18 protein-coding genes and 3 pseudogenes are annotated in these 20,356 nt (G+C 60.3%); 8 read left to right on the forward strand and 13 right to left on the reverse strand.

Annotated features, from left to right (window positions below):
* Positions 1-39: 39 nt before the first annotated feature.
* The 3 genes from ACFSNN_RS18365 to ACFSNN_RS18375 form a co-directional block, all read right to left on the reverse strand.
* Positions 40-1,221, reverse strand: a complete 1,182-nt coding sequence (locus ACFSNN_RS18365; RefSeq protein WP_166799403.1) for a porin — start codon at positions 1,219-1,221, stop codon at positions 40-42.
* Between the two features lie 251 nt (positions 1,222-1,472).
* Positions 1,473-1,796 carry a carboxymuconolactone decarboxylase family protein gene (locus ACFSNN_RS18370; RefSeq protein ID WP_134462711.1) on the reverse strand — a complete coding sequence of 108 codons (324 nt, stop codon included), beginning with the start codon at positions 1,794-1,796 and terminating at the stop codon, positions 1,473-1,475.
* A gap of 233 nt (positions 1,797-2,029) precedes the next feature.
* Positions 2,030-2,221 carry a hypothetical protein gene (locus ACFSNN_RS18375; protein WP_134462713.1) on the reverse strand — a complete coding sequence of 64 codons (192 nt, stop codon included), beginning with the start codon at positions 2,219-2,221 and terminating at the stop codon, positions 2,030-2,032.
* A gap of 45 nt (positions 2,222-2,266) precedes the next feature.
* Here ACFSNN_RS18375 and ACFSNN_RS18380 point away from each other — a divergent pair, with 45 nt between their 5' ends.
* Complete coding sequence (locus ACFSNN_RS18380) at positions 2,267-3,175, forward strand: LysR family transcriptional regulator (protein WP_134462715.1); 909 nt, start codon at positions 2,267-2,269, stop codon at positions 3,173-3,175.
* Positions 3,176-3,196: 21 nt separating this feature from the next.
* Here the strand turns inward: ACFSNN_RS18380 and ACFSNN_RS18385 are convergent, their stop codons facing one another.
* The 4 genes and pseudogenes from ACFSNN_RS18385 to ACFSNN_RS18400 form a co-directional block, all read right to left on the reverse strand.
* A complete protein-coding gene (locus ACFSNN_RS18385; protein WP_134462717.1) occupies positions 3,197-3,964 on the reverse strand; it encodes an SDR family oxidoreductase in 768 nt (255 codons plus the stop codon).
* A 203-nt stretch (positions 3,965-4,167) separates the two neighbouring features.
* Positions 4,168-4,787, reverse strand: a pseudogene (locus tag ACFSNN_RS18390) (aldo/keto reductase); the annotation flags it as partial.
* 121 nt (positions 4,788-4,908) lie between these two features.
* On the reverse strand, positions 4,909-5,097 hold the full coding sequence (locus ACFSNN_RS18395; protein ID WP_341868459.1) for a hypothetical protein: 189 nt from the start codon (positions 5,095-5,097) through the stop codon (positions 4,909-4,911).
* A gap of 352 nt (positions 5,098-5,449) precedes the next feature.
* Positions 5,450-5,803, reverse strand: a pseudogene (locus tag ACFSNN_RS18400) (MFS transporter); the annotation flags it as partial.
* 303 nt (positions 5,804-6,106) lie between these two features.
* On the opposite strand from ACFSNN_RS18400, the pseudogene ACFSNN_RS18405 reads away from it, so the two are divergent.
* Positions 6,107-6,418 (forward strand): annotated as a pseudogene (locus tag ACFSNN_RS18405) (xanthine dehydrogenase family protein molybdopterin-binding subunit); the annotation flags it as partial.
* A gap of 167 nt (positions 6,419-6,585) precedes the next feature.
* Entirely contained in the window at positions 6,586-7,263 is a 678-nt protein-coding gene (locus ACFSNN_RS18410) for a carboxymuconolactone decarboxylase family protein (RefSeq protein WP_208949565.1), read from the forward strand.
* 209 nt (positions 7,264-7,472) lie between these two features.
* On the opposite strand, the gene ACFSNN_RS18415 is transcribed toward ACFSNN_RS18410, so the two are convergent.
* The 3 genes from ACFSNN_RS18415 to ACFSNN_RS18425 all read right to left on the reverse strand — a co-directional run bounded on the left by ACFSNN_RS18415 (position 7,473) and on the right by ACFSNN_RS18425 (position 9,078).
* Positions 7,473-7,652: a hypothetical protein gene (locus ACFSNN_RS18415; protein WP_134462719.1), complete on the reverse strand. Its 180-nt coding sequence runs from the start codon at positions 7,650-7,652 to the stop codon at positions 7,473-7,475.
* 318 nt (positions 7,653-7,970) lie between these two features.
* Positions 7,971-8,186 (reverse strand): hypothetical protein, encoded by a 216-nt coding sequence (locus tag ACFSNN_RS18420; RefSeq protein WP_134462721.1) that lies wholly within the window; start codon positions 8,184-8,186, stop codon positions 7,971-7,973.
* Positions 8,187-8,250: 64 nt separating this feature from the next.
* Positions 8,251-9,078, reverse strand: coding sequence for a substrate-binding domain-containing protein (locus tag ACFSNN_RS18425; protein ID WP_244322928.1), 828 nt, complete (start codon positions 9,076-9,078; stop codon positions 8,251-8,253).
* A 226-nt stretch (positions 9,079-9,304) separates the two neighbouring features.
* Between ACFSNN_RS18425 and ACFSNN_RS18430 the strand changes: the two genes are divergently transcribed.
* Positions 9,305-10,096 carry an IclR family transcriptional regulator gene (locus ACFSNN_RS18430; protein WP_134462723.1) on the forward strand — a complete coding sequence of 264 codons (792 nt, stop codon included), beginning with the start codon at positions 9,305-9,307 and terminating at the stop codon, positions 10,094-10,096.
* Between the two features lie 13 nt (positions 10,097-10,109).
* Here ACFSNN_RS18430 and ACFSNN_RS18435 read toward each other — a convergent pair whose 3' ends face one another.
* Positions 10,110-11,441, reverse strand: a complete 1,332-nt coding sequence (locus ACFSNN_RS18435; RefSeq protein ID WP_134462725.1) for an MFS transporter — start codon at positions 11,439-11,441, stop codon at positions 10,110-10,112.
* Positions 11,442-11,726: 285 nt separating this feature from the next.
* Here ACFSNN_RS18435 and ACFSNN_RS18440 point away from each other — a divergent pair, with 285 nt between their 5' ends.
* Entirely contained in the window at positions 11,727-12,509 is a 783-nt protein-coding gene (locus ACFSNN_RS18440; RefSeq protein ID WP_134462727.1) for an enoyl-CoA hydratase/isomerase family protein, read from the forward strand.
* A gap of 23 nt (positions 12,510-12,532) precedes the next feature.
* Positions 12,533-14,647: an acetate--CoA ligase family protein gene (locus ACFSNN_RS18445; protein WP_208949566.1), complete on the forward strand. Its 2,115-nt coding sequence runs from the start codon at positions 12,533-12,535 to the stop codon at positions 14,645-14,647.
* Positions 14,648-14,766: 119 nt separating this feature from the next.
* Here the strand turns inward: ACFSNN_RS18445 and ACFSNN_RS18450 are convergent, their stop codons facing one another.
* Together ACFSNN_RS18450 and ACFSNN_RS18455 are read right to left on the reverse strand one after the other, a co-directional pair.
* Positions 14,767-17,466, reverse strand: a complete 2,700-nt coding sequence (locus tag ACFSNN_RS18450; protein WP_134462729.1) for a CoA-binding protein — start codon at positions 17,464-17,466, stop codon at positions 14,767-14,769.
* Positions 17,467-17,476: 10 nt separating this feature from the next.
* Complete coding sequence (locus ACFSNN_RS18455) at positions 17,477-18,781, reverse strand: ATP citrate lyase citrate-binding domain-containing protein (protein ID WP_134462731.1); 1,305 nt, start codon at positions 18,779-18,781, stop codon at positions 17,477-17,479.
* A 150-nt stretch (positions 18,782-18,931) separates the two neighbouring features.
* Between ACFSNN_RS18455 and ACFSNN_RS18460 the strand changes: the two genes are divergently transcribed.
* On the forward strand, positions 18,932-19,369 hold the full coding sequence (locus ACFSNN_RS18460) for a hypothetical protein (RefSeq protein ID WP_134462733.1): 438 nt from the start codon (positions 18,932-18,934) through the stop codon (positions 19,367-19,369).
* A 171-nt stretch (positions 19,370-19,540) separates the two neighbouring features.
* Positions 19,541-20,302, forward strand: coding sequence for a DUF72 domain-containing protein (locus ACFSNN_RS18465; protein ID WP_377688789.1), 762 nt, complete (start codon positions 19,541-19,543; stop codon positions 20,300-20,302).
* The last annotated feature ends 54 nt before the right edge of the window (positions 20,303-20,356 follow it).

The following is a 20,356-nucleotide window of genomic DNA, read 5'->3' on the forward strand; positions in this document are numbered from 1 at the left end:
AGACGGCGCCGGGGCTCACCGGCGCCGCGGCAGTGACGGTTAGAACTTGTGCCGAATGCCAATGCGGATCGCCAATTGGCGGTCCGACGTCGAAGGCGTCAACTGGTTGATCGAGGCCACAGCAGTTTTGCCGGTCGAGTCTGTGCCATGCGCGTGCTGGAACGTTGCGACAGTGTAAACATCGGTCCGCTTCGACAGAAAATAATCCATGCCGGCCGATCCCTGATGATATGTTGCTGAGCTTTGACCCGCGGCGCCGCTGTTGTGAGTGTAGTCGTACGCGACACCGGCTACGAGAGCAGGAGTGAGCTGGTACTTGAAGTTCACTTCTGCGTTGTTGAAGGCCGCGGTACCAGCGATGCCACCGGCTGGTACAGGACCGCTGGTCCTGTCGCCAAGACTCATGAACCGGGTGTTCGAGTATGTCGCCCCCACTGTGGCAGCCCCGAACGTATAGGCGGCACCTGCACCGATCACCTGTAACGTATGAGCTGACGCGTATCCAGAGATGACCGGCGACGAGCCCAGGTTGGACCCCGGCACTCCGCCAGTCGTGGCCGCCTGCGTACCTCCGCCTCCATAGAAGGAGGTGTTGGGATTGCGGACATTCAGGTATCCGATGCCCGCCAGAAGTGGGCCGTTCGCATAGTTGGCGCCAAGTGACCAGATCTGATTGCGGCTGACGTTGCCCGCGACACCGCCGAGCGAGTAGGTGCCTCCGAATGTGAGCCCGGCGATTGGCTGGCTCGTGTATTTGATTTCGTTGTTGACGCGGTACGTGTTGTTGAAGTTGTCGAGATCGGCCGGATGCGCGGCCATGTAGCCGCCCCATTGATCGCCGACTATAAACTGGCCGAGATTGTCGACAACCATGTCGTATTGACGGCCAAGCGTCAAAGTCCCATATCGGCTGCCGAGGCCGACATACGCCTGTCGGCCGAATAGCAGGCCGCCTTGACCCATCTTGCCATTATTAACGTCGAAGCCGCTTTCAAGTACGAAAAGGGCGCTCATTCCGCCGCCGAGGTCTTCACGGCCCTTGAGTCCCCACCGGCTCCCTTGCAGGACACCGCTCGAAAGATTGTAAAGACGCTGTCCGCCCGCGTTGCTGTTGTAGTTGATACCTTCGTCAATGACGCCGTACAGGGTCACACTGTTCTGGGCATAGACGGACAAACTGAAACTGCCAAGCGCGGCAAGCGCAAACAACTGCTTTCGCATCATCTGTCTCCAATGTCTTGTAGTAGGTGCATGGACGCGATGCCATTCCGTAATGGACATGCGCACGGTCTCACTGTCGCAGGCGTCGGGAGCCAGGACTTCCACGACCATCGCTCTATGGCCGGACAGGAGCACGCGCTTCCGAATCTATCCGCCGTGTTGAGCGTCGTCAATTAAACGGAATCAGTGCCATTGAGTGGAACTTGTGTCCAACCACAAGTGTGATCCGAAGTTGGAGGAACGACGACTCATCACGCTTCGATAGTGGCTTCCTCCAGCCACGAGAGGGCACAACCGACCTCGCTCGCAACAAGGGTCACGCCGAGCCCTGCCATCAGCAGCGCGCGCAGCGCGTCTACCGTCAGGCCTTGTTCCATTGCGCGACGCGCATGAATCTTGAAGGGGAACTCATGCCCCAAGACGGCAAACTGCGCCGTGAGCACGGCTTCACGAAGGCCGTCGTCGACAGCGGCGGACGCCGAAACCGCGACGCGCATCCTCTTGTAGTGCTGCATGGCTTCCGCATTCACGTCCGCCAATCTCTGCGACGACGGGATTCGTTCTTTTTTCTTCATGAAAAGGATGCGCTAGGTAATGTTCACTGACTTGCGGTGGCGCTACATATCACCGACCGTCTGGAGAGAATGATGTGCCGCCTCGAGCGAGGGGACTTTCGCACGACGGGTCGCCTAATGCGAGGTGGCTTCTTTGGTTGGGCGAGACCGCAACCGGTCGGCCGCGGTAGACGGAGGTTATGCCTGTTTCGAAGCGGGAATCAAATCATTGAACCAAGTTTCGACCAATGAAACTAATTCTGCGAACAGGCGACGACGCGTTCCAACTCATGAGTCGGGTAGTGCGGCAGAAGACGCTTGCACAATGCATGCCCCTGCGGCTGTGCGATTTCGCGTCGGGCGTCGTTATGGGCATCGAACAACGTGAGGGAAAGTACTATGGAATATCCGTGCACCGCTGACAACAAAAGAAGATTGTTGTTCATACCTGCCTGCAACAAGATCATCAATGTCCGAGGGACTTTCCAGTGATGCAAACCAATCGAACCGACATCGCCGATCTGATCTACTTTCTCGCCATTGCTCGCCACAGAAGTTTCAGTCGTGCGGCGATCGAGCTGGGCGTCAGTGCGTCCGCGCTCAGTCATGCGCTGAAGTCGCTCGAAAACCGGCTCGGGGTTCGTCTGCTGAACCGTACGACGAAAAGCGTGACGTTGACAGCGGCCGGCGACGCGTTCGCAACATCGATCGGACAGCCATTCGAGGCGATCGACAGCGCGATGGAGACGTTGAATCGCTTCCGCGATGCACCGGCAGGTCGCATCCGTTTGAACGTTGCCGTCGAAGCCGCAACGCTGCTCGTCGCTCCCGTACTGCCCACGTTTGTCGAGCGGTTTCCCGGCGTTGAGCTCGACATCGTTGCAAGCAACCGGATGGTCGACGTAACGGAGGGCGGGTTCGATGCAGGCATTCGCTACGGCGGTACCGTGCCGGAACACATGATTGCGCAGCGGCTTTCCGCAAATATTCGCTGGGTCGTGGCAGGGGCGCCGAGCTATATCGATCGATTCGGTGCGCCCGGCCATCCGAACGACCTCCTGGGTCATCGCTGCGTGAGCAATCGGCTTGGCGATGACCGTGTCTATCGTTGGGAATTCGAACGGGACGATGAGAAGCTGGCCGTAGCCGTTCCATCGTCCATCATCGTCGACCATGCCGAGACGGGACTCATTGCCGTGCTGGGCGGAGCGGGGTTCATGTACTTTCCCGAACCGCTCGTCGCGCCATACGTGAACGCAGGCCGTCTGCGCATCGTCTTGCCGGACTGGACCCCTTGCGAGCCTGGCTTTCACATCTACTATTCGAGCCGGCGTCAGGTCCCTACGGGCCTCCGTTTGTTGATCGAGCTGGTGCGGGAGCTTCGACCGCTTGGCCTGTGACAATGGCAGCGGCATTCGGCGTCAGTGGGCCGTAAAACCGCCATCGACCGGCAAGCCGACGCCCACGACGAAGCTCGAACCGGGACTGCACAGCCACAGTACCGCGGCGGCCACTTCATCTGCACGGCCAAGGCGACCGATGGACTGTTCCTTCAGTATCGCCTTCATCGCATCGGCTTGCCCCTTCAGCATGTCCTGAACCATCGGTGTATCGATGGTCCCGGGACAAACCGCGTTGATGCGAATACCGCGGGACGCATACTCGACGCCGGCGCTCTTCGTCATTCCCAGCACCGCATGCTTCGTGCCGTGATAGGCAGCACGTCCGGGCAGGCCGACCAGTCCACCGAGCGACGAGTTGTTGACGATCGCGCCGGATCCCTGAGCGCGCATCACGCGCAGTTCGTGCTTCATGCTTGCCCAGACGCCAAACTGGTTAACCGCCACCACGCGCTGGAAATGCTCGACCGGCTCGTCTGCCGCATCGCTGGGCGGCACCTGAATGCCGGCGTTGTTGAACGCCATGTCGAGCCGGCCGTACTCCGCGACAGCGCGGTCAACCGCAGCGGCGACCTGGGCTTCGTCGGCGACGTCGCACGCGACGCCTGTCGCGATGCCGCCTTCGTCGACGATCTTTCGTGCTTCGCGCGACGCGAGAATTCCATCACGATCGGCCAGTACCACAGACGCCCCGCATTGCGCGAATGCACGAGCTGCAGCGAGACCCATGCCCATCGCAGCCCCGGTTACGAAGGCAACGTGGCCTTTGAAGTCATAGATTGGATTCATGTTCCGTTTTCCTGCTGGAAGGCTGTCGAAATCGATGTACTTTGCTTTCAGTCACGTGGCGGCGTAAGGGGCGGCAAATCCCCGGGCAGTGGCGGGAACGATCCCGTCGACCGGATGAGGCACATAAGGCGCCTCCAGCGCGTTAATCTCATCGTCGGTCGACGAGAAGCCGAGTGCCCGGATCGCCGTTGCAAGGTGCTCCCGCCCTGATCGATGCAAAAGGGCAGCATCTCGCGCTCCTCTTCGCGATAGAGCAGGTTGTGCTGCGGTTGCATGGAGATAAAACGCGTCCAGCCGTTGCGCTCGGCAGCATGCTGCATCTTCGCGAAACGCCATGCTTGCATTGACGAAGCGCCCAGGTAGCGCGCCTTTCCGGCTTTGACGATGTCGTGCAGCGCCTCCATGGTCTCCTCGATCGGCGTGCCGGGATCGAAGCGATGAATCTGGTACAGATCGACGTAGTCCATGCCGAGTCGCTTCAGGCTGTCGTCGATCGACGGAATAGCGCCTTGCGCGAAAGAAAGCCGGTATTGGGCGAATTTCTCCACGGAAAGAATGCCTTCGTCGCGACCACGATTTCTTCGCGTCGCGCCATGTCGCGAAGCGCACGCCCGGTGATTTCCTCGGAACTGCCGCCGGAATAGATGTTCGCCGTGTCGAAGAAGTTGATTCCTGCCTCGAGTGCCTGGCGAAAGAACGGGCGAGACGCCTCTTCATCCAGCGACCAGGGTTGCGGTAAACGGGCGGGTTCCCCATAACTCATGCAGCCCAGGCAAAGGCGTGAGACCTTGAGGCCGGTTCGGCCGAGATTGACATATTGCATAAGCTTCTCCGGATGAGCGAGTGTTGTACAACGACGATGCGGGTTCACGAAACCGTGATGTCGACTGGGACAGGAAACGGGCCAGATACACTTATCGGGCAGGTGACGTGGCGCTCGCCTGTCATGTGAGGTGTGCATGTCGAGCGGTTTCGGCAGACGAACGAAGTCTCATCGCGATGGGTAGCGCGCACAGGGCGAGAATCGCGCTGATCAGGAAGAGGGCGCCGAGCCCCGTTGCATCGGCGACGAGGCCAAGCAGCGGCGCAAAGATGCCGAGCGCGACATCGATGAACGCTGTGTAGACGCCCATGGCCAGCTCTCTGGCGTCTGTTGGCGCCCTTGCCACAGCCTCGATGCCGAAGCCTGGATAGATGCGCGTAGCCGAGTCCCGCCAGCGCCGTGCCTGCAAACGCGAGCCATGCGGCCGCTGCGGCCCAGACGAGCGCCATGCCGACGCTGTAGAGGGTGACGAAGATGACCGCCGTGCGCGCACCGCCGAGGCGATCGGGGGATGCACCGAAAAAGACTCTTGCAACCATCAGCGCTGCGGCAAATGCGGTAAAGGAGAGCCATGCGGGTTGCCAGCCCCGCTGAACGAATAGCAGCACGGAAAACGCGGTCAAGATGAAACTCTCTGCGGCGCCGAGTAGCGCGCGACCCATGAAAAGGATTGCGACGGACAGCGACGGGTTGCGGGAGAACGTTAGCGACAACAGGTACAGCGGCCCGGCCGCCGTGGTCAACCCAAGCCCCGTGGAAACGGCGAACTTCGGTCCCGACCGGTCTGCAATTGCGCCGGCCCACAGGCGAGAGACCAGCGACGACGCGAACTGGGCGCAGGACACCAGCCCGACGGTGAATGTGCCGAAGCCGAGATCGTGGTGGATGTGCAGCGGCAAAGCGGGCAGCGCCGCACCCGTGACCAGGGACACGGTGAAGACGCAACTCATCAGCGAAAGCAAAGAGCGGTCGGTCGCTGCCGAATGGTATTGCGGTCGTGTCACGGGCATTTCCATCGAGTGGCGAGCGCGTCGGGATCGATCGGGTCAGCATCGTGTTGCCGCATCGCGCGCTCTACTTGGCGTCGAATCTAGCGAAATGGTCGCGATTTGTTTAGCAGGCGTTCGCTTGATGGACCAATGAGCGCCATTCACAAAGCGGCGGCGACCGCAATGGATGCTTCGTCGATTTGAGGACGCCTATTGTTGAGCTTCATTCACAGGGCCATCAAACGAAGGGTGGCTTTCAAACAGCATCCTTCCCCGCTAAAGTCCTCGTTGCGGCACACCATCGTGCAAGCCTACAGGAGCAAGGCTGGAGTCGGTGTGAACGCGTTCATCGGCGAAATCCGTGCGCACCGTATGCTTGCCGTCTGTGCGGCCGGCTACGAGGTGCCGGTTTATGCCGGCATACCGCATCTCGACGTCGCATTCATCGACGAGGTCGACCTGGTAATTTCGCCAGTGAATGCGAAGGGCGTTGGCGAACTCAGTCTCACGTGTGTCGCGCCCGCGGTTGCGAATGCCGTCTACGACGCGACCGGCGTGCGTGTGCGCCAATATCCGATCACGCTTGAGAAGGTTTCTCGATCACTTGCCGGCACCGGTTTGACGTTTCGGGCAAAGGGCTAATGCGGCTTCCATCATTCGACATGGGTATAGCGGCTATCTCGCGACGCAGACTTGCCGTTCGGCACGACGGGTCCGTTCAGAGAATTCTTCGGGCAACGGTACTGGTTCTCGCCGTCGGCTTACCAGCAGTGCCGACGCAGGCAACTTCACATGAGGAATCCAACGACATGGCAAACACGGAAACGTCTCTTTCAAATGCAGCTGAAGCGCTGACCGCTCGACAACAAGCGATCGTGCCCATCGCGGCACTCGCTGCCGCAGCGGACATCGACCAACTCACTGCCGCATTGAACGAAGGGCTGGACATCGGTCTGACGATCAGCGAGGTACGAGAAATCCTCGTGCAGCTTTATGCGTACGCCGGCTTTCCGCGCAGCCTCAATGCGCTCGGAGCGCTGATGAAGGTGGTGGAGACGCGCCAGCAGGCGGGGCTGCAAGACGCGGAAGGTCAAGCGCCTGGTCGTCCCGTGCCGACCGGCGAAGCATTGCTCGTTGCCGGCACGGCGAACCAGACGAAGTTGTCCGGCGGGCCGGTGAAAGGCGCATTGTTCGATTTCGCGCCGGCAATCGACCGATTCCTGAAGACTCATCTGTTCGGCGACATTTTCGAGCGCGACAATCTCGATTGGCAGAGCCGCGAGCTGGCGACGGTAAGCATGCTCGCCGCGTTGGCGGGGGTCGATTCACAGTTGCAAGCGCATATGCGAATCAGCATGAACGTCGGGCTTTCTGCTGGTCAGTTAAAACAGCTCTGTGAGGTATTGGCCGATCGCGTAGACCAACAGGCCGCACGACGCGCGGAAGGAGCGTTGGAGCGACAACTTGCGGTAGCGATGGGTCACTAGAGTCGCTGCGCTACACCATGCACCGGTTCGATCGGCTCGGCTCGGGTCAACATTCGTAGTGCGCGTCACGTACTCCACCAGTCCGTCTACGATGTGGTGGCCAGGAAAGGCTTGTACTGCTTCATACCGGCCGCGGTTCAAGGCTAAGGTGACCTTTCGTTTGAACTCCTCGACATCGGTCATCGCGATGGCAGTGTTGCCGAACGCCATCAGGCGGTCGGCAACCGTACAGCTTCCGCCGCCCCGAACAAGTGCATCCCGTCTCGCCGCGGCAGCGCAGAAAACAAACGACGGGGCAGGTTCTGGCGGATTTCCAGCGGCGCGACAATGCGGCTGACATTCCGGCCGTTGATGGAAATATGGACGACAACGATATTTCCTGATTTCATCCCGTCGTCCGCGACAGTAGCCTGCGGCCGTGTGTCGTCAAGGCGCACCGGGCGTGTCTCGGTGGTCTGCAGGTTTCGGCAGAAGCCTTTCAACCTGGGGACCATTCCGCGCCTGTCAGTCCGTCGGGTGACGCCGGGTCATCTTCGCGATGGCGATCTCAAGCCCGATTTGCTGCTGTCCGCATCAGAAGCCTGAATCATGAACGCCTCAAACCGCCCAGCGTTTCAAACGGGCTAGCCCGCATTGCGGCTTTGACGGTATCGTGAAGTGCGTTCGAAGGAGGCCGACGGTATCGGCAACGGTATCGTGCCCACAAATCACGAAAAGACGGTGAGCTTTCGCAATATTTCAAACGAAGCGGTCCAGGCCGTTCCGACGACAGCCGTGAACTGCTGAGTATGATTTTCGGTGCCATCGACGGCATCGACGCCGCGTGACAAGGCGCAAACGCCGTCCCGCAAGGGTCCCGCCACTGGATAAACAATCGAGTGGGAATGCAAGCCGCGCCCGCCAGCGCCGGACGGGAAGCGCATTGCATGCTCCTTTTTGCTCCGTTATGGCTGTCGATTCTGTGGATGCTTTCTGCCATAAGATAAATTAATTCCGGCCAGGTCCTGACGTGATTGGATCGAGCCCGCTCTGGATTAGAGCTTGCGCGCTTTCAGGCGACGAGAGAAACGCCAGAAATGCTTTAGCGGAGATTCTCGCCGGTGAGTTCGTCGCGATTGCTGCGGAGATCAGGCTGCTCTTCTGCAGATTTGCAGGCAGAGGTCCGACATAGTCGACACCAGGGACGGCACGCAACTCGCTGATCTGCTGCAGTCCAACCTCGACATCGCCACGGGCGACTGCTTCACCGACCAGCTCCTTTCCTTTGACGAGGACGGTTTTGCCACTTACCTGATCCGCAACGCCGAGCTTTCGAAGCAATGTTCCGGCGATATAAGTACCACTCGCTCCCTCAGAGTACCCAATCGAACGCGCGTTGAGCAGAGTCGCCTTGAGCGCTTGAGCGGAGCGAATGTCGGGCTTGCTTGCCCCTGCGCGTACACCCACGCCAATTCCTGATTGCGCAAGATCGACCCGCGTGGACGCAACGAATTGCCCGGCATTAATCTGCTGGTCCAGCGCGGAGCCGACCATAATCACGACGTCGACCGGTTCTCCATTCCTGATTCGAACCGGCAGCGCGTCTTTCGAGGCGCCGAATGACGGCCCCCAGGAGAGATGCACAGTGTCTCCGGTCTCGCGCTCGAACAAGGGAACGAGCTTGCTGAATGCACCCGACACCGCGCCGGTTGCCAGTACCTGGATTTCAGTTGCCTGGGCCTGAATACTGACCAACGCTGCCGTCGTTGCAACCAGCAGTGCGTTCCTGATTTTGGTCTTCCGCATTTTTTTGATTCCCTTGATGGTTCTGTCCATAATTTTTCAGTCGTGAGTTTTTGGCCTGGTTGCCGCGATAGCTGAACAGGTCGCTGTCGCGTCGTGCGGAGCCAGGTCGAATCCTGGCTCGTGCATCGCTGAACGAGCCGGTCAGCAACGGACCTCGGTCGAGCGATAATGCGGTACCCGAGGTCCCGAATCGAAGTGCAAAAAGCGCAAGGACAACGCCGACTTCAGGACCCCGCAATTTATTGGAGACTGTTCGATGCCGGAGCGAAAGGCAGCTCAAAAGCAATCACGCGGAACAGTGTCGAACCGGTCACTCGAACGTGGCCTTGAGATACTCAGCGCGTTTGGTCCGGGTGCCGCCTTGCTCGGCAACGGTGACCTCGTCGAACGCACGGGTCTGGCCAAAGCGACGGTGAGTCGCCTCACCCGCACGCTCGCTGAGGCTGGCTATCTCGAACATGACGTGGGCCGTAAGGCATATCGGCTTGGTGTACCTGTGTTGAGCGTCGCGCAAGCGATGCGAAGCGGCTCGACAATCCTTCTTGCAGCCGGCCCGTTGATGCGCGCTGCTGCCCAGGAGCGTCGCATCAACGTGGGGCTCGCTGCCGCGGACCGTGAAGACATGGTCTATCTGGAATCTATCCGATACAACCAACGCGCGTCGTTGCGAACGATCGTGTCTGGACAACGTATTCCGATGGACCTGACTGCGCTCGGGCGCGCGCATCTGTCGACGCTATCGAAAGAAGAGTTCGTCAGGATGATGGCCAGGTTTGAGAAACGGGAGCGTGGTCAATGGGCCCGCGTCCGTGCCGAAATCCGGGACGCAGTGGACAGCGTCCACGCTCATGGCTATTGCGGAGCAAGCTGGCAGCCAGAGGTGGTGGCGATCGCGGCACCTTTGGCAATCCCCGGTCATCGCACGGTCGTCGTCAATTTCAGCGTGCGTTCCGTGGAGCCCATGCAGACCATCGTCACCGAGCTGTCAAAGCCTTTGCTCGAATTGCGCGATCAGATCCTGGCCGAAGTCGCGAGGATGGAAAGCTGACTGCCGGGCACGCCTATCGTTCATTAATGGCGCGAGCGGGAATGCAGAGCACGACCGCCAGGCCGCCCAGCACGGATACGATCGCTACAGCGTAAAGCCCTATGGCGTTGCTCCCAAAGTGTGTGGACGCATAGCCGATTGCCGTCGGCGCCGAAATGCCACCGAACTGGCCGAGACTGCTGATAAGCCCGATACCGCTGGCTGCGACCGTGCTGGACAGGTACGCTGGCGGGATCGTCCAGAACAGCGACAGCATGCCCAGATAGCCCGCAGTCGCGACGCATAACAACACCATCAGCAGAACCAGATTGTTCGCGGCACACGGGAGAAAAACAACGCCGAGTGCTGCGAGGAGTGCGCTCACCATGAAGTGCCATCTACGCTCAAGCATGCGATCCGAGTTTCTACCGAAAAGGTACATCGCGATGGCGCCGGTAATGTACGGAATGGCGGACAACAAGCCGATGTGCCAGAAGTTTGTAACGCCGCTCTTCTGGATCACGCTCGGGGCCCAGATATGCACGACGATGCTCGCCCACGGCACGCTGAAGTAGGCGAAGGTCAACGCCCAGAATTTCGGTTCCCTGAGCGCCACCCAGATGGATGCCTGTGCCCGTTCCGTTTTGGCGAGTGCCTCGCGCTTCAGTTCGCCAATCAAAAATTCTTTCTCGGCGGAGCTCAGCCAGGTGGCGTCTTCAGGTCTATCGGTCAGGTAGACATACGCAAAGAGCCCGGCGACAGCAGACGGCAGGCCTTCGATGATGAACATCCACTGCCATCCCTTCAGATTACCCACACCGGACAGGCTATGCAGGATCAGTCCAGACAGGGGGCCGCTGATAATTCCGGACACGCAGATTGCTGTCATGAAAATCGACGTGATACGCGCGCGACGAGCCGACGGAAACCAGTAGGTGAAGTAGAGAATGACACCCGGGAAGAAGCCGGCTTCAGCGGCACCCAAAAGAACTCTTGCGATATAAAACTGGGTAGGAGTCTGTACGAAAGCCGTGCCCGTCGACACCAGGCCCCACAACACCATGATACGCAACAAGGTGCGCCGTACGCCGACCCGCTGAAGCCACAGATTGCTCGGCACCTCGAAGAGCATGTAGCCGACGTAGAACAGTCCGACACCTAGCCCGAAAGCAGCCTCCGACATGCCGATGTCGCGCGAAAACTGCAGGTGTGCAAAGCCGATGTTGGCCCGGTCAAGGTACGCGAACACGTAGCAGACAAACAGGAAGGGCAGCAGCCGCCACGTGACTTTGCGGTAGATCGCACGTGCCTCCGCATGTGGCTCGATCGCTATTGGTTCAATCAATGTGGTCCGGCTCGCTTGCATGATGTCTCCGTCTTTATGTCGTGTTGCGACGCCTCTCGATTGTGCGGCGCCGCGTTTGCCTGTGAGTCAATTATCGGCGGGATGCGAGCCGTGCCAAGAGCCTCGTTTCACACAGTGAAACAGCGCGGTTCGACGCGATGGTTTGGGTAGGCAGTGTGGTTTCACTAGATGGAACTGACGGGGTGTCTTTCCGACCGACGAGGGCTACTCTTCCTGGCATCGGCCGACGGACAGGCAAGCCTGCAGATGCCGCCGCTCACATAAACATTCCTGAAAGGTAGAGTCATGGGCACATCGAATATCGAACTGACAATCACGTCGCGCATCGCGACGATCACGCTGAATCGTCCCGAGAAGCGCAATGCAATCTCCGACGATATGCGCACGGAACTCATTGAAGCGTTGACCCAGGTTTCGACCGACCCGGAGGTTAGAGCCGTCGTACTGACAGGTAGCGGAAAAGGATTCTGTGCGGGTGGCGACGTCAGTGGCATGGCGAAACGAATGGAGGCGCCTGCCGGTGAGGTGGCCTTTAACGGATGGTCGCGTCAGCAACGCGTGCATCACACCGTGAACCTGCTGTTCTCCATGCCGAAGCCAACGATTGCCGCTGTGAACGGCGCGGCCGCGGGACTCGGTGCCGATATGGCGCTCAGTTGCGACTTTGTCGTAGCGTCGGAGGAGGCCAGCTTTGCGTGGAGTTACATCAAGCGCGGCTTGATTCCCGACGGCGGTGGCATGTATTTCCTTCCGCGCCGTGTGGGTCTTTCGCGGGCCAAGGAACTGATCTTTAGCGGCCGTAAGGTCGAGGTGCCTGAGGCACTCGCGCTCGGGATTGCAGACCGCGTCAGCCGGTCGGACGCGCTCCTCGCCGATGCGCAGGCGTGGGCTGAAGAACTCGGTCAAGGCTCGCCGACCGCGCTCGCGCTTGGCAAGTCGATCCTGAATCAGAGTTATGAGCTGTCGGCCCATCAAATCTTTGCGCAAGGCAGCCAGGCGCAGGCGGTCTGCTATACGAGCCACGAGCATCGGGAATCCGTCCTCGCCTTTTTGAACAAGAGCCGGTGAATGTCATGAGTGGAGTGGTCAAGATGAATGCAATTTCACGCCTTATCAGCCCGCGCAGCGTGGCCATCATCGGTGCATCGGCGGATGCCGCGAAGACGTCTGGTCGCCCCGTGGCCTACCTGAAGAAGCACGGGTTCGAGGGACGGATTTATCCCGTCAACCCGCGAAGCGAGACGATCGGCGGCCTGCGTTGTTACCCGGACGTTGCGTCGCTGCCCGAAGCGCCGGACGTAGGCATTGTGTTGCTCGGTGCGGAGCGCGCCCACGCGGCGGTCAGGGAACTGGCGCGCCTTGGTACCGGCGCGGCTATTGTATTGGCCAGCGGCTACGCGGAGACAGGCGAAGAGGGCGCACGGCGGCAGGCGGAGTTGATTGAAGCCGCCGGTTCGATGCGTCTGCTCGGTCCCAATACCATCGGACTGGTGAATCTGACCGAGGGCATCATGCTGTCGGCAAGCGGCGCGCTTGAGACGTCTTCATTCACGGCTGGCGGCATTGGCGTTGTTTCCCAGAGTGGCGGCATTCTCGGCTCACTTCTCTCAAGAGCCGCCTCTCGTGGTATTGGCCTGTCCAAACTGGTGTCGACAAGCAACGAAGCTGACCTCGATGTGGCCGATTTCGTCGACTATCTCGTCGATGACGACGCGACGTCGGTGATCGCGCTGTATATGGAAGGTCTGCGCCATCCTGAGCGTTTCCGGCTGGCCGCAATGCGCGCGGCGGCGGCAGGCAAGCCGATTGTCGTGTTCAAGATCGGGCGCTCGGAATCGGGAGCGCGGTCCGCCATTTCTCACACGGGTGCGCTCGCGGGTGCTGACCGGATGTATGACGCGTTGTTCCAGCAACTCGGCGTGATTCGCGCGGAGAAGTTTTCGGATCTGCTGGACATTCCCGCTGCGCTAGCTGTACGCCGACCGCTATCGGGCAAGCGGGTCGCTATCCTCACCTCTACAGGAGGCGCCGGCACGTTGGTCACTGACAGCCTCGGCATGGGCGGCTTCGATACACCAGCGCCCGACGAGGCGACCGCAACCGCATTGCGTGCGCTGCAGACCGGGGATTACGCCGTGCTCGATCGCAATCCTATCGACGTCACGCTTGCCGGCCTTCAGCCGGACCTTCTGCGCGGCGCCATCCGGACCTTGCTGGCAAGCCCGGGTTACGACGCGGTGGTCGTGATCGTCGGGTCGTCCGGTCTGGCGATGCCGGATCTGATGGCCGGCGCAATTCGCGATGCACTGCCTGGAAGCGACAAGCCCCTTGTCGCATTCGTCAGCCCACACGCGCCGGAAGTCACCGCGTTGCTCAATCGCCAGGGCGTGCCCGCTTTCGTCGATCCGGAGAGTGTCACGGCGGCACTGGGCGCCATGTGGCGGCACACCCGGAATCGGCTCGATGTCCCGCAGCAGGTTAATGCGGTGGCCCTCGAGAAAGTGGCACTGGATGACCTTCCGGTTGGCTCCCTCAATGAAGCACAGGCCAAGTCTTTGTTCAGCCGGTTCGGCATCACGCCGGTGCAAGAACGGATCGTGAGCGATGCGAGCGAGGCGAAGGCAGCCGCGCAAGCGTTTGGCGGCAAGGTCGTGCTCAAGCTTCTGTCCAACGAAATCACCCACAAGAGTGAGGTGGGTGGTGTCGCGGTCGGCTTGAGCGTCGAAACGATCGAAGCGCGGCTCGAACGGATGCGCGATGACGTCCATACGGCGACCGGTACCGTACCGAATGCGTTCCTCGTTCAGGAGATGGTGGCTGGCGGCGTCGAATTGATCTTCGGCCTGCACCGCGATTCACTTGGGACGGCGATGCTGCTCGGCATGGGCGGTGTCACAGCTGAACTGTTCAAGGATACGACGATGCGTTTGCTCCCTGACGGCGCCGCGCTGAGGCAGAACGATGCGCTGCAGATGCTGCATGAACTGAAGACGTGGCCGCTGCTGGACGGGTATCGAGGTCGCGTGCGTGCGGACGTCGACGCGCTCGTGGAGGCGATCGTCGCGTTTTCCGGGATGGCCGCGCAACTCGGGGGCCGCCTCGTCGAGGCGGAAATCAATCCGGTTTTCGTACTCCCTGCGGGGCGGGGTGTGAAGGCCGCCGATGGAGTTGCCGTGCTGGCTGAGCGCAATAGTCGGGAGGGCTGATCGAAGGGGCGCCGGAACGATTGATGCTTTCTGGTATCAATCGGCGCAGCGCTGGGCGTTGGCCGCTGCCGCGCGTGACCCGTTCACCGGCGCGCGGTGCGACTTTCAGCGCCCAGCGCTCAGGCCACGAAACGACACTGGGAAGCGGCCGTACGCGTGTCCATATTGCGTCCGCGGTTCAAATGATCGTCAATTTCCGCAGCGCAGCCGAGCATGCGCGGATACAGAAAGATCGTGAAAGCCGCGGTTTCGAGATCGGCCTCGCTGAACTCGCCGCGCCTGAGCGGCTGCCACAACATCTTCAGAAGCAGCGTGGCAATCACGGCATCGACATTGACGCAATAGACGTTACGCGAGACGCCCGCGTCGAACAATGCCTGCACCAGCGCGCGGTAGTAGGCATGAAACGCGTTGTACTCGCCGCGCGCCTCGTAAAGCTCGGCGATGAACAACTCGCGCGGATCGTGATTCACCGGCTTGTCCTTGAAGACCGGGTGATTCACGCCCGGAAGCTTGGCAATGTCGAGGCTTCCCACCTGCTTCTGGCGCGCCTTGTACTGCGCGTATCGCTCCACGGAACACCGCGCGAGCGCTTCGAGGTCCACGGTATGGTGAGCATCGGTCGGATCTTCAAGGCCGCTGCCGCGAAATGCCTCGTTGAGGAATGCGATGCCTTCGTAACCGTTGCCTCCATGTGTATATCCAGTGTGCGTAAGGAACCCCACCAGAGCCTTATTGAGCTGCACCCGCTCGGGGCTTTCCGGGCCATCGGCGGACACTGCGCCCTTTGCTCCCTGCGCCGAAATTGCGCCCGGTCCGTTCGTGAGCAACAAACCGACAAGGGTCCTGAACGCGAAAAGGTCATCGGCGCTCGGTTTCTGGTTGAGGAGCGCCGCGAAAGCGATCTCGGTCAGAGTGCGTTCGCCAAGCAATTCCTGGGTCGCGAATCCGCAAAATCCGTCTGGGCGATGCCGCGAGGCATCCGCTGACGCACCGATCATGGTGCCGAAGAGCTTCGTCCACCACGGCAAGCTTTCCGCTGTCAGGCGTGAGATCCGCTTGCGCATGAGCGGGCCCCAGGCGAGTGTCGTCGTAATCGCCGCGAGTACTGCTTCCGAGCGCGGATGGGCTGGGCCACACAACAGCCACCGGATGATTGCCGAACTCACACCGCGTGAGGCGAGCCCGGTCAGCATCGCTTCGGCGTCTGGGTCGGGTTCATCGCAGAACAGCGCGGCACAGTCAGCGGTGGGGACGCTATTGACATCGAACGTCTCGTCGAACACGTCCGCAAGCTTGGCTGTCGCGAAGCGATCAATCATCAGCGCCGCCGCCTCGCGCGCGGCGCGCTGGCGGTTCGGCCCAATGATCGCCGCCGCGGCTGCAAGCACCGCGTTGGGCGCATTGCCCGCCTCGCGCGAGGCCTGGGCGGCTGCCAGTTCTGGTGTCCCATGCAGATTCACTGCCGCGCCAACCGCCACGTCGATAAGCTTTGCATCGTTTGCACCCCCGGACTCGCGCAACAGTGCGAGGCAGACGTTCTCTTCAAGCGAGCGCGTCGCTGCTTCTAGCATCGATACGCCGTGCAGGCTGCTGACCTGCGATCTGGCGTCCATCTTCGAGGCGCCCGAGGCGTCTTTCAACGGCTGGCGCGGCGGGATTGCGCCGATCTGGCTGTTCACTCGCGCAACCTGTTCGTTGTACGGCGCGACCGCTTCCACGACCGGCAGGGCGAGGTAGTCTGGCGGTTCGATTCCCTGGTCCGAGCCAAACCACGGCTTGAGCGACAGGCTGCCTTCCGGCTCGAAGTCGGGCATCGACGCGTTGGCGCGCATCACTGCCGTGAGTGCTGCGGGAATGTGCGCGATGTTCGTTACAACGGCGCCCTTGACCGAGCAGCATGGATCGTCCGGCGTAAAAAGACGCTCGACGCCGAATTTCTCCATGAACCAGCGCTCCTTTGCGAGAGCATCGTCGGCGCCGCCCGCCATCGCGCCCGCATGGCCCACCGCGCGAGTCAGCCGACTCTTCCAGCGACCCACCACGCAGGCGACTACGGGCTTCGTAAATGTGGCGTCGGCCTCGTAGTAGCCGCCCGGCTCACAGTACAGTACGGCAGCCTTGCTGCGCGCGTCGTTGGCGAGGGCAAACGCAAATTCCGGTGCCGCATAGTGGATGTACACGTCTTTGCCGCTTGATACGACAGTCGATGTGCCCCAGCCGCTCATGCGCAGATATTGCGCGATAGTGGTGCTAAAGCCGCCCGAGTTGGAAAAGATCGCGATCGAGCCCGCCCGCAAAGTCGCGCCGGGATCATCGCCGCCGAGCGCGCCTCCAATGCGTACCTGTTGCCAGGAATCCGCGACGCCCAGCCCGTTCGCACCAAATATGTCGATGCCTGCCTGCTGGCCCATCGCACGAATTTCCCGGGCGTCGTGCACGGAGACCTTCTCCGTGATGATAAAGATCTTGCGCAGTTCGGGATTCACACGGATCAGTTCGGCCACGCCATCGCGCGCGGCCGACGGCGGCAGGTAGACAACGCCGCAATTGAAACGATGCCCGGCTTCGAGGCCCTCGCGCACGTTGTTATAGACGGGAATGTCGCCGGCGGGCGTCGCGAGTACCTGCCCGCCCTTGCCGGGCGCGGTACCGAATACGACATTGCCACCGGAAAACGCGTGGCTCACCGGAGTCACGTCCGACGACTCGCCCCCCAGAATGTTGAGCACGCATACGCGGTCCTCGCGCGTGGCGATTTGCGCGAGCGACTGCACGCCGACGAAGTACCTGAAATGATTGTTGCCTTGCTTGACCATGTCGATCTCCTTACGCCTGTGCCGTGGTTGCCCGCGATTGCGCCTGACGCGCGCCGATATGCGCGGCGATCTGCGCTCGTCCTCCCGATTGCATCCATGCATCGGCTTTGCGTGCGTACTGGATCACTTCGCTGATATCGGAGTCAAAGCCGAAGAGGCGATAAGGAAGGCCGAGCGAATCGCAGGTGTCGCGCAGTGCGGACATGCCACGCACAAGGTTCGGACCGCCGCGCCCGAGGACGACATAGAGCGGCGTCGGGCCGTGCTCGCTGAAGTGCTCGCGTAGCGCATCGGCCATTGCGCGCAGTGTTTCGTAGATGTCAGTGTTGTTGGACTTGCCGCCAATGATGAACAGTACGTTGGACTGCTTCAGCCAATGTCGGAAGCAGATGCGCGCCACTTCCTTCATCTTTTCGTAGGGTGGATTGCCGCCGAAATCCGAAGAGATGATGGCCGCGTCCCCCAACATTTCTGTGACGAGCGAGTTGGCCCCGCCGCCGAACGTGGGCGCGAGGATCGTTCCCTTCTCGTTGATCACATAGACATCACTTTGCCCCTGGTGAGTGCGAAGCTGGTTGATCTCCTGCTCAAAGTCCGAGTAGTCCGCGGCGAACAGGTGAGCCGGCAGGCCGAGACGCGAGACGCGCGGGTCGTCGCGGTCGAACCCGCACTTGAAGTCGCAGGCCACCGGCGTCAGTCGCCCCTTGCCGTCCTCGCGCATGCGGATCGGATTTAGCTCGAGCGTCGTCATGCCGAAGTCGTGAAAGAGCTCCCAGAGCTTCGGCAATTGCTGCACGAGCGGGGAAATGATCTCGCGTGGCGCGCCAATCTCGCTCAGCGCATTGGCGACGACGAACGCCTTCAACCCGGTCAACGCGTCGAAGGGCACCATGGCGACGTGCTTTGGATCGACCTCCTCGATGTCCATGCCGCCCATGTGTGAGAGCGTCATGGTAGGAGCGCGAAAACGGGTGGAGTCGGTGATCGAGAAGTAAACTTCATGTTTGGCCGGTACACCCGCTTCAAACGTGACCCCGTTCGCCTTGGCTCTCACATGACCCACGGCATGTTCTGCGAAGTACAGCCGTTCTTTTTCTTCAAGCGCCGTCTTGAGATCGGTCGCGCGGCCGAGCAGGCCGGCTTTGCCTTTTTTCCCCACGCCACCCTTGAATACCGGCTTGATAAATATCTGTCCGTGGCGATCAATAAGCGACTTGATCTCTTCTTCACTCGCGCTTGGGCCTAGCACTTCGCTGGACGGGAAGCCGACGAATTGCAACAGATGCGCGCCGTGCAACATTCCGGTGATCTGCATATAAGTGTCTCCTGAATTTAAAGGCAATGACGAAGGAAGCAGGTACTGCGTACTCGTTCAGTTCGCCGCGGCAGGCGCGAGATACACCGCTGCCCGTGGATACGCTCTTAAGCGTCGGCAGGATTCACTTAGCGGGGCGGGTCATGCGAAATGCGCATCGGCGCATCGGTGACCGTTGGGCGGCGCTCGTCATGGGGCTTGCGCCGGGATGCGGCGAAAACGCTGTTCTGCGCTTCGCGCCTGTCTCCGATTCGTTGTCTGTCGATGCGTTTTATGAACGTCTTGAGCATCGATATTTGCCCAGGACGCCCCAAAGGAGAAGTGCAATTTTTCGAAGCATTGATGTTTAATGGTTATCAATGTCCCGCTTGCACCGCGATCAATCTCTGTCTTCGTCGCGGCGGTGCTGCCGCCGTGTTCAACGTCTTCATCAAGCTTTCAGTCGTTTATGTCGTTCCGCACTTCTTGGACGATCGCCTTATTGCAGCACAGCCATCAGAGGAGAGGGTTTCGTCTTTCCGATCAGTGACCGTCTACAAACAGGTGGGCGGCACATGGTTTGCGATGTGGATGGTTTGGACGCAGTAGCTCTATTTACGGTGAACGATTTGGCTGTTTGTCGACGGGACAAAGTTGCAAATCTGACCATGGCGTGCCCGCAACATAGTGGAGCGAAAAGTTCACGTTCTTTAACGACATGACATCATCCGAAACTCCTCTCTGCCAATTTTTCTTCTCATAGACTTCATGATCTCCAAGATGCTTCGTAAGAACCTTTTGGACGCGCCGCCGATCCGCATCGGGTGTGCGGGCTGGGGATTGTCGAGCGCGATCGCGGCGCGATTTCCCAGACAGGGGACTCATCTTGAACGGTACGCGACGATCTTTTCGGCGGTTGAAATCAACTCGTCGTTCTATCATTCGCATCAACCAAAAACATACGCTCGGTGGGCCGCGAGCGTGCCCGATGCGTTCCGGTTTTCCGTCAAAATCCCACAGAAAGTCTCCCACGAACTCAGGCTGTCTGACGCAGACGCCGTCATGGACGAATTTTTGCAGCAGGTCATGCAATTGGGCGATAAATTGGGGTGTCTGTTATTGCAATTGCCTCCCAGTCTGGCGTTGGACGAGGTCACTGCGCGACGTTTCTTTCGCCGGCTGCGGAGCCTCACAGACACTTGTGTAGTGTGTGAACCGCGTCACGCGACATGGTTCACTGAAGAGGGTGCCCAGGTGATGAAAGATGCAGGCGTCGGCTGTGTGCGCTCCAATCCGCCTCCAGCCGCCGCTGCCGATCCGGTTGGCGATCCGTCTACGTTATACATCCGCCTGCATGGGGCGCCCAGAATTTACTATTCAGCCTACGACGAATCGTTCATTGAAGCGGTGGCCGCCCGGATTGCCGAAGCTCGAAACTCATGCTCGGAAGTCTGGTGTATTTTCGACAATACGGCAGCTGGCGAGGCTATACCCAATGCTCTCACGTTGATGGAGCGACTAAGGGAAAGTGAGTCGCCTTAAGATGCCCGCATGTGGTGAAGTCGGTCATGGCCATAATTGGCTTGCTGCGTCGCC

Origin of the sequence: Paraburkholderia dipogonis (assembly GCF_042680985.1) — a bacterium.
GTDB lineage: Bacteria > Pseudomonadota > Gammaproteobacteria > Burkholderiales > Burkholderiaceae > Paraburkholderia > Paraburkholderia phytofirmans.

Excerpts from the sequence above, each read along its gene's own strand:
- ACFSNN_RS18365 (WP_166799403.1), bottom strand. The coding sequence starts at position 1,221 with ATGCGAAAGCAGTTGTTTGCGCTTGCCGCGCTTGGCAGTTTCAGTTTG.
- ACFSNN_RS18370 (WP_134462711.1), bottom strand. The coding sequence starts at position 1,796 with ATGAAGAAAAAAGAACGAATCCCGTCGTCGCAGAGATTGGCGGACGTG.
- ACFSNN_RS18375 (WP_134462713.1), bottom strand. The coding sequence starts at position 2,221 with ATGAACAACAATCTTCTTTTGTTGTCAGCGGTGCACGGATATTCCATA.
- ACFSNN_RS18380 (WP_134462715.1), top strand. The coding sequence starts at position 2,267 with ATGCAAACCAATCGAACCGACATCGCCGATCTGATCTACTTTCTCGCC.
- ACFSNN_RS18385 (WP_134462717.1), bottom strand. The coding sequence starts at position 3,964 with ATGAATCCAATCTATGACTTCAAAGGCCACGTTGCCTTCGTAACCGGG.
- ACFSNN_RS18395 (WP_341868459.1), bottom strand. The coding sequence starts at position 5,097 with ATGGGCGTCTACACAGCGTTCATCGATGTCGCGCTCGGCATCTTTGCG.
- ACFSNN_RS18410 (WP_208949565.1), top strand. The coding sequence starts at position 6,586 with ATGGCAAACACGGAAACGTCTCTTTCAAATGCAGCTGAAGCGCTGACC.
- ACFSNN_RS18415 (WP_134462719.1), bottom strand. The coding sequence starts at position 7,652 with ATGAAATCAGGAAATATCGTTGTCGTCCATATTTCCATCAACGGCCGG.
- ACFSNN_RS18420 (WP_134462721.1), bottom strand. The coding sequence starts at position 8,186 with ATGCGCTTCCCGTCCGGCGCTGGCGGGCGCGGCTTGCATTCCCACTCG.
- ACFSNN_RS18425 (WP_244322928.1), bottom strand. The coding sequence starts at position 9,078 with ATGGACAGAACCATCAAGGGAATCAAAAAAATGCGGAAGACCAAAATC.
- ACFSNN_RS18430 (WP_134462723.1), top strand. The coding sequence starts at position 9,305 with ATGCCGGAGCGAAAGGCAGCTCAAAAGCAATCACGCGGAACAGTGTCG.
- ACFSNN_RS18435 (WP_134462725.1), bottom strand. The coding sequence starts at position 11,441 with ATGCAAGCGAGCCGGACCACATTGATTGAACCAATAGCGATCGAGCCA.
- ACFSNN_RS18440 (WP_134462727.1), top strand. The coding sequence starts at position 11,727 with ATGGGCACATCGAATATCGAACTGACAATCACGTCGCGCATCGCGACG.
- ACFSNN_RS18445 (WP_208949566.1), top strand. The coding sequence starts at position 12,533 with ATGAATGCAATTTCACGCCTTATCAGCCCGCGCAGCGTGGCCATCATC.
- ACFSNN_RS18450 (WP_134462729.1), bottom strand. The coding sequence starts at position 17,466 with ATGGTCAAGCAAGGCAACAATCATTTCAGGTACTTCGTCGGCGTGCAG.
- ACFSNN_RS18455 (WP_134462731.1), bottom strand. The coding sequence starts at position 18,781 with ATGCAGATCACCGGAATGTTGCACGGCGCGCATCTGTTGCAATTCGTC.
- ACFSNN_RS18460 (WP_134462733.1), top strand. The coding sequence starts at position 18,932 with ATGCGCATCGGCGCATCGGTGACCGTTGGGCGGCGCTCGTCATGGGGC.
- ACFSNN_RS18465 (WP_377688789.1), top strand. The coding sequence starts at position 19,541 with ATGCTTCGTAAGAACCTTTTGGACGCGCCGCCGATCCGCATCGGGTGT.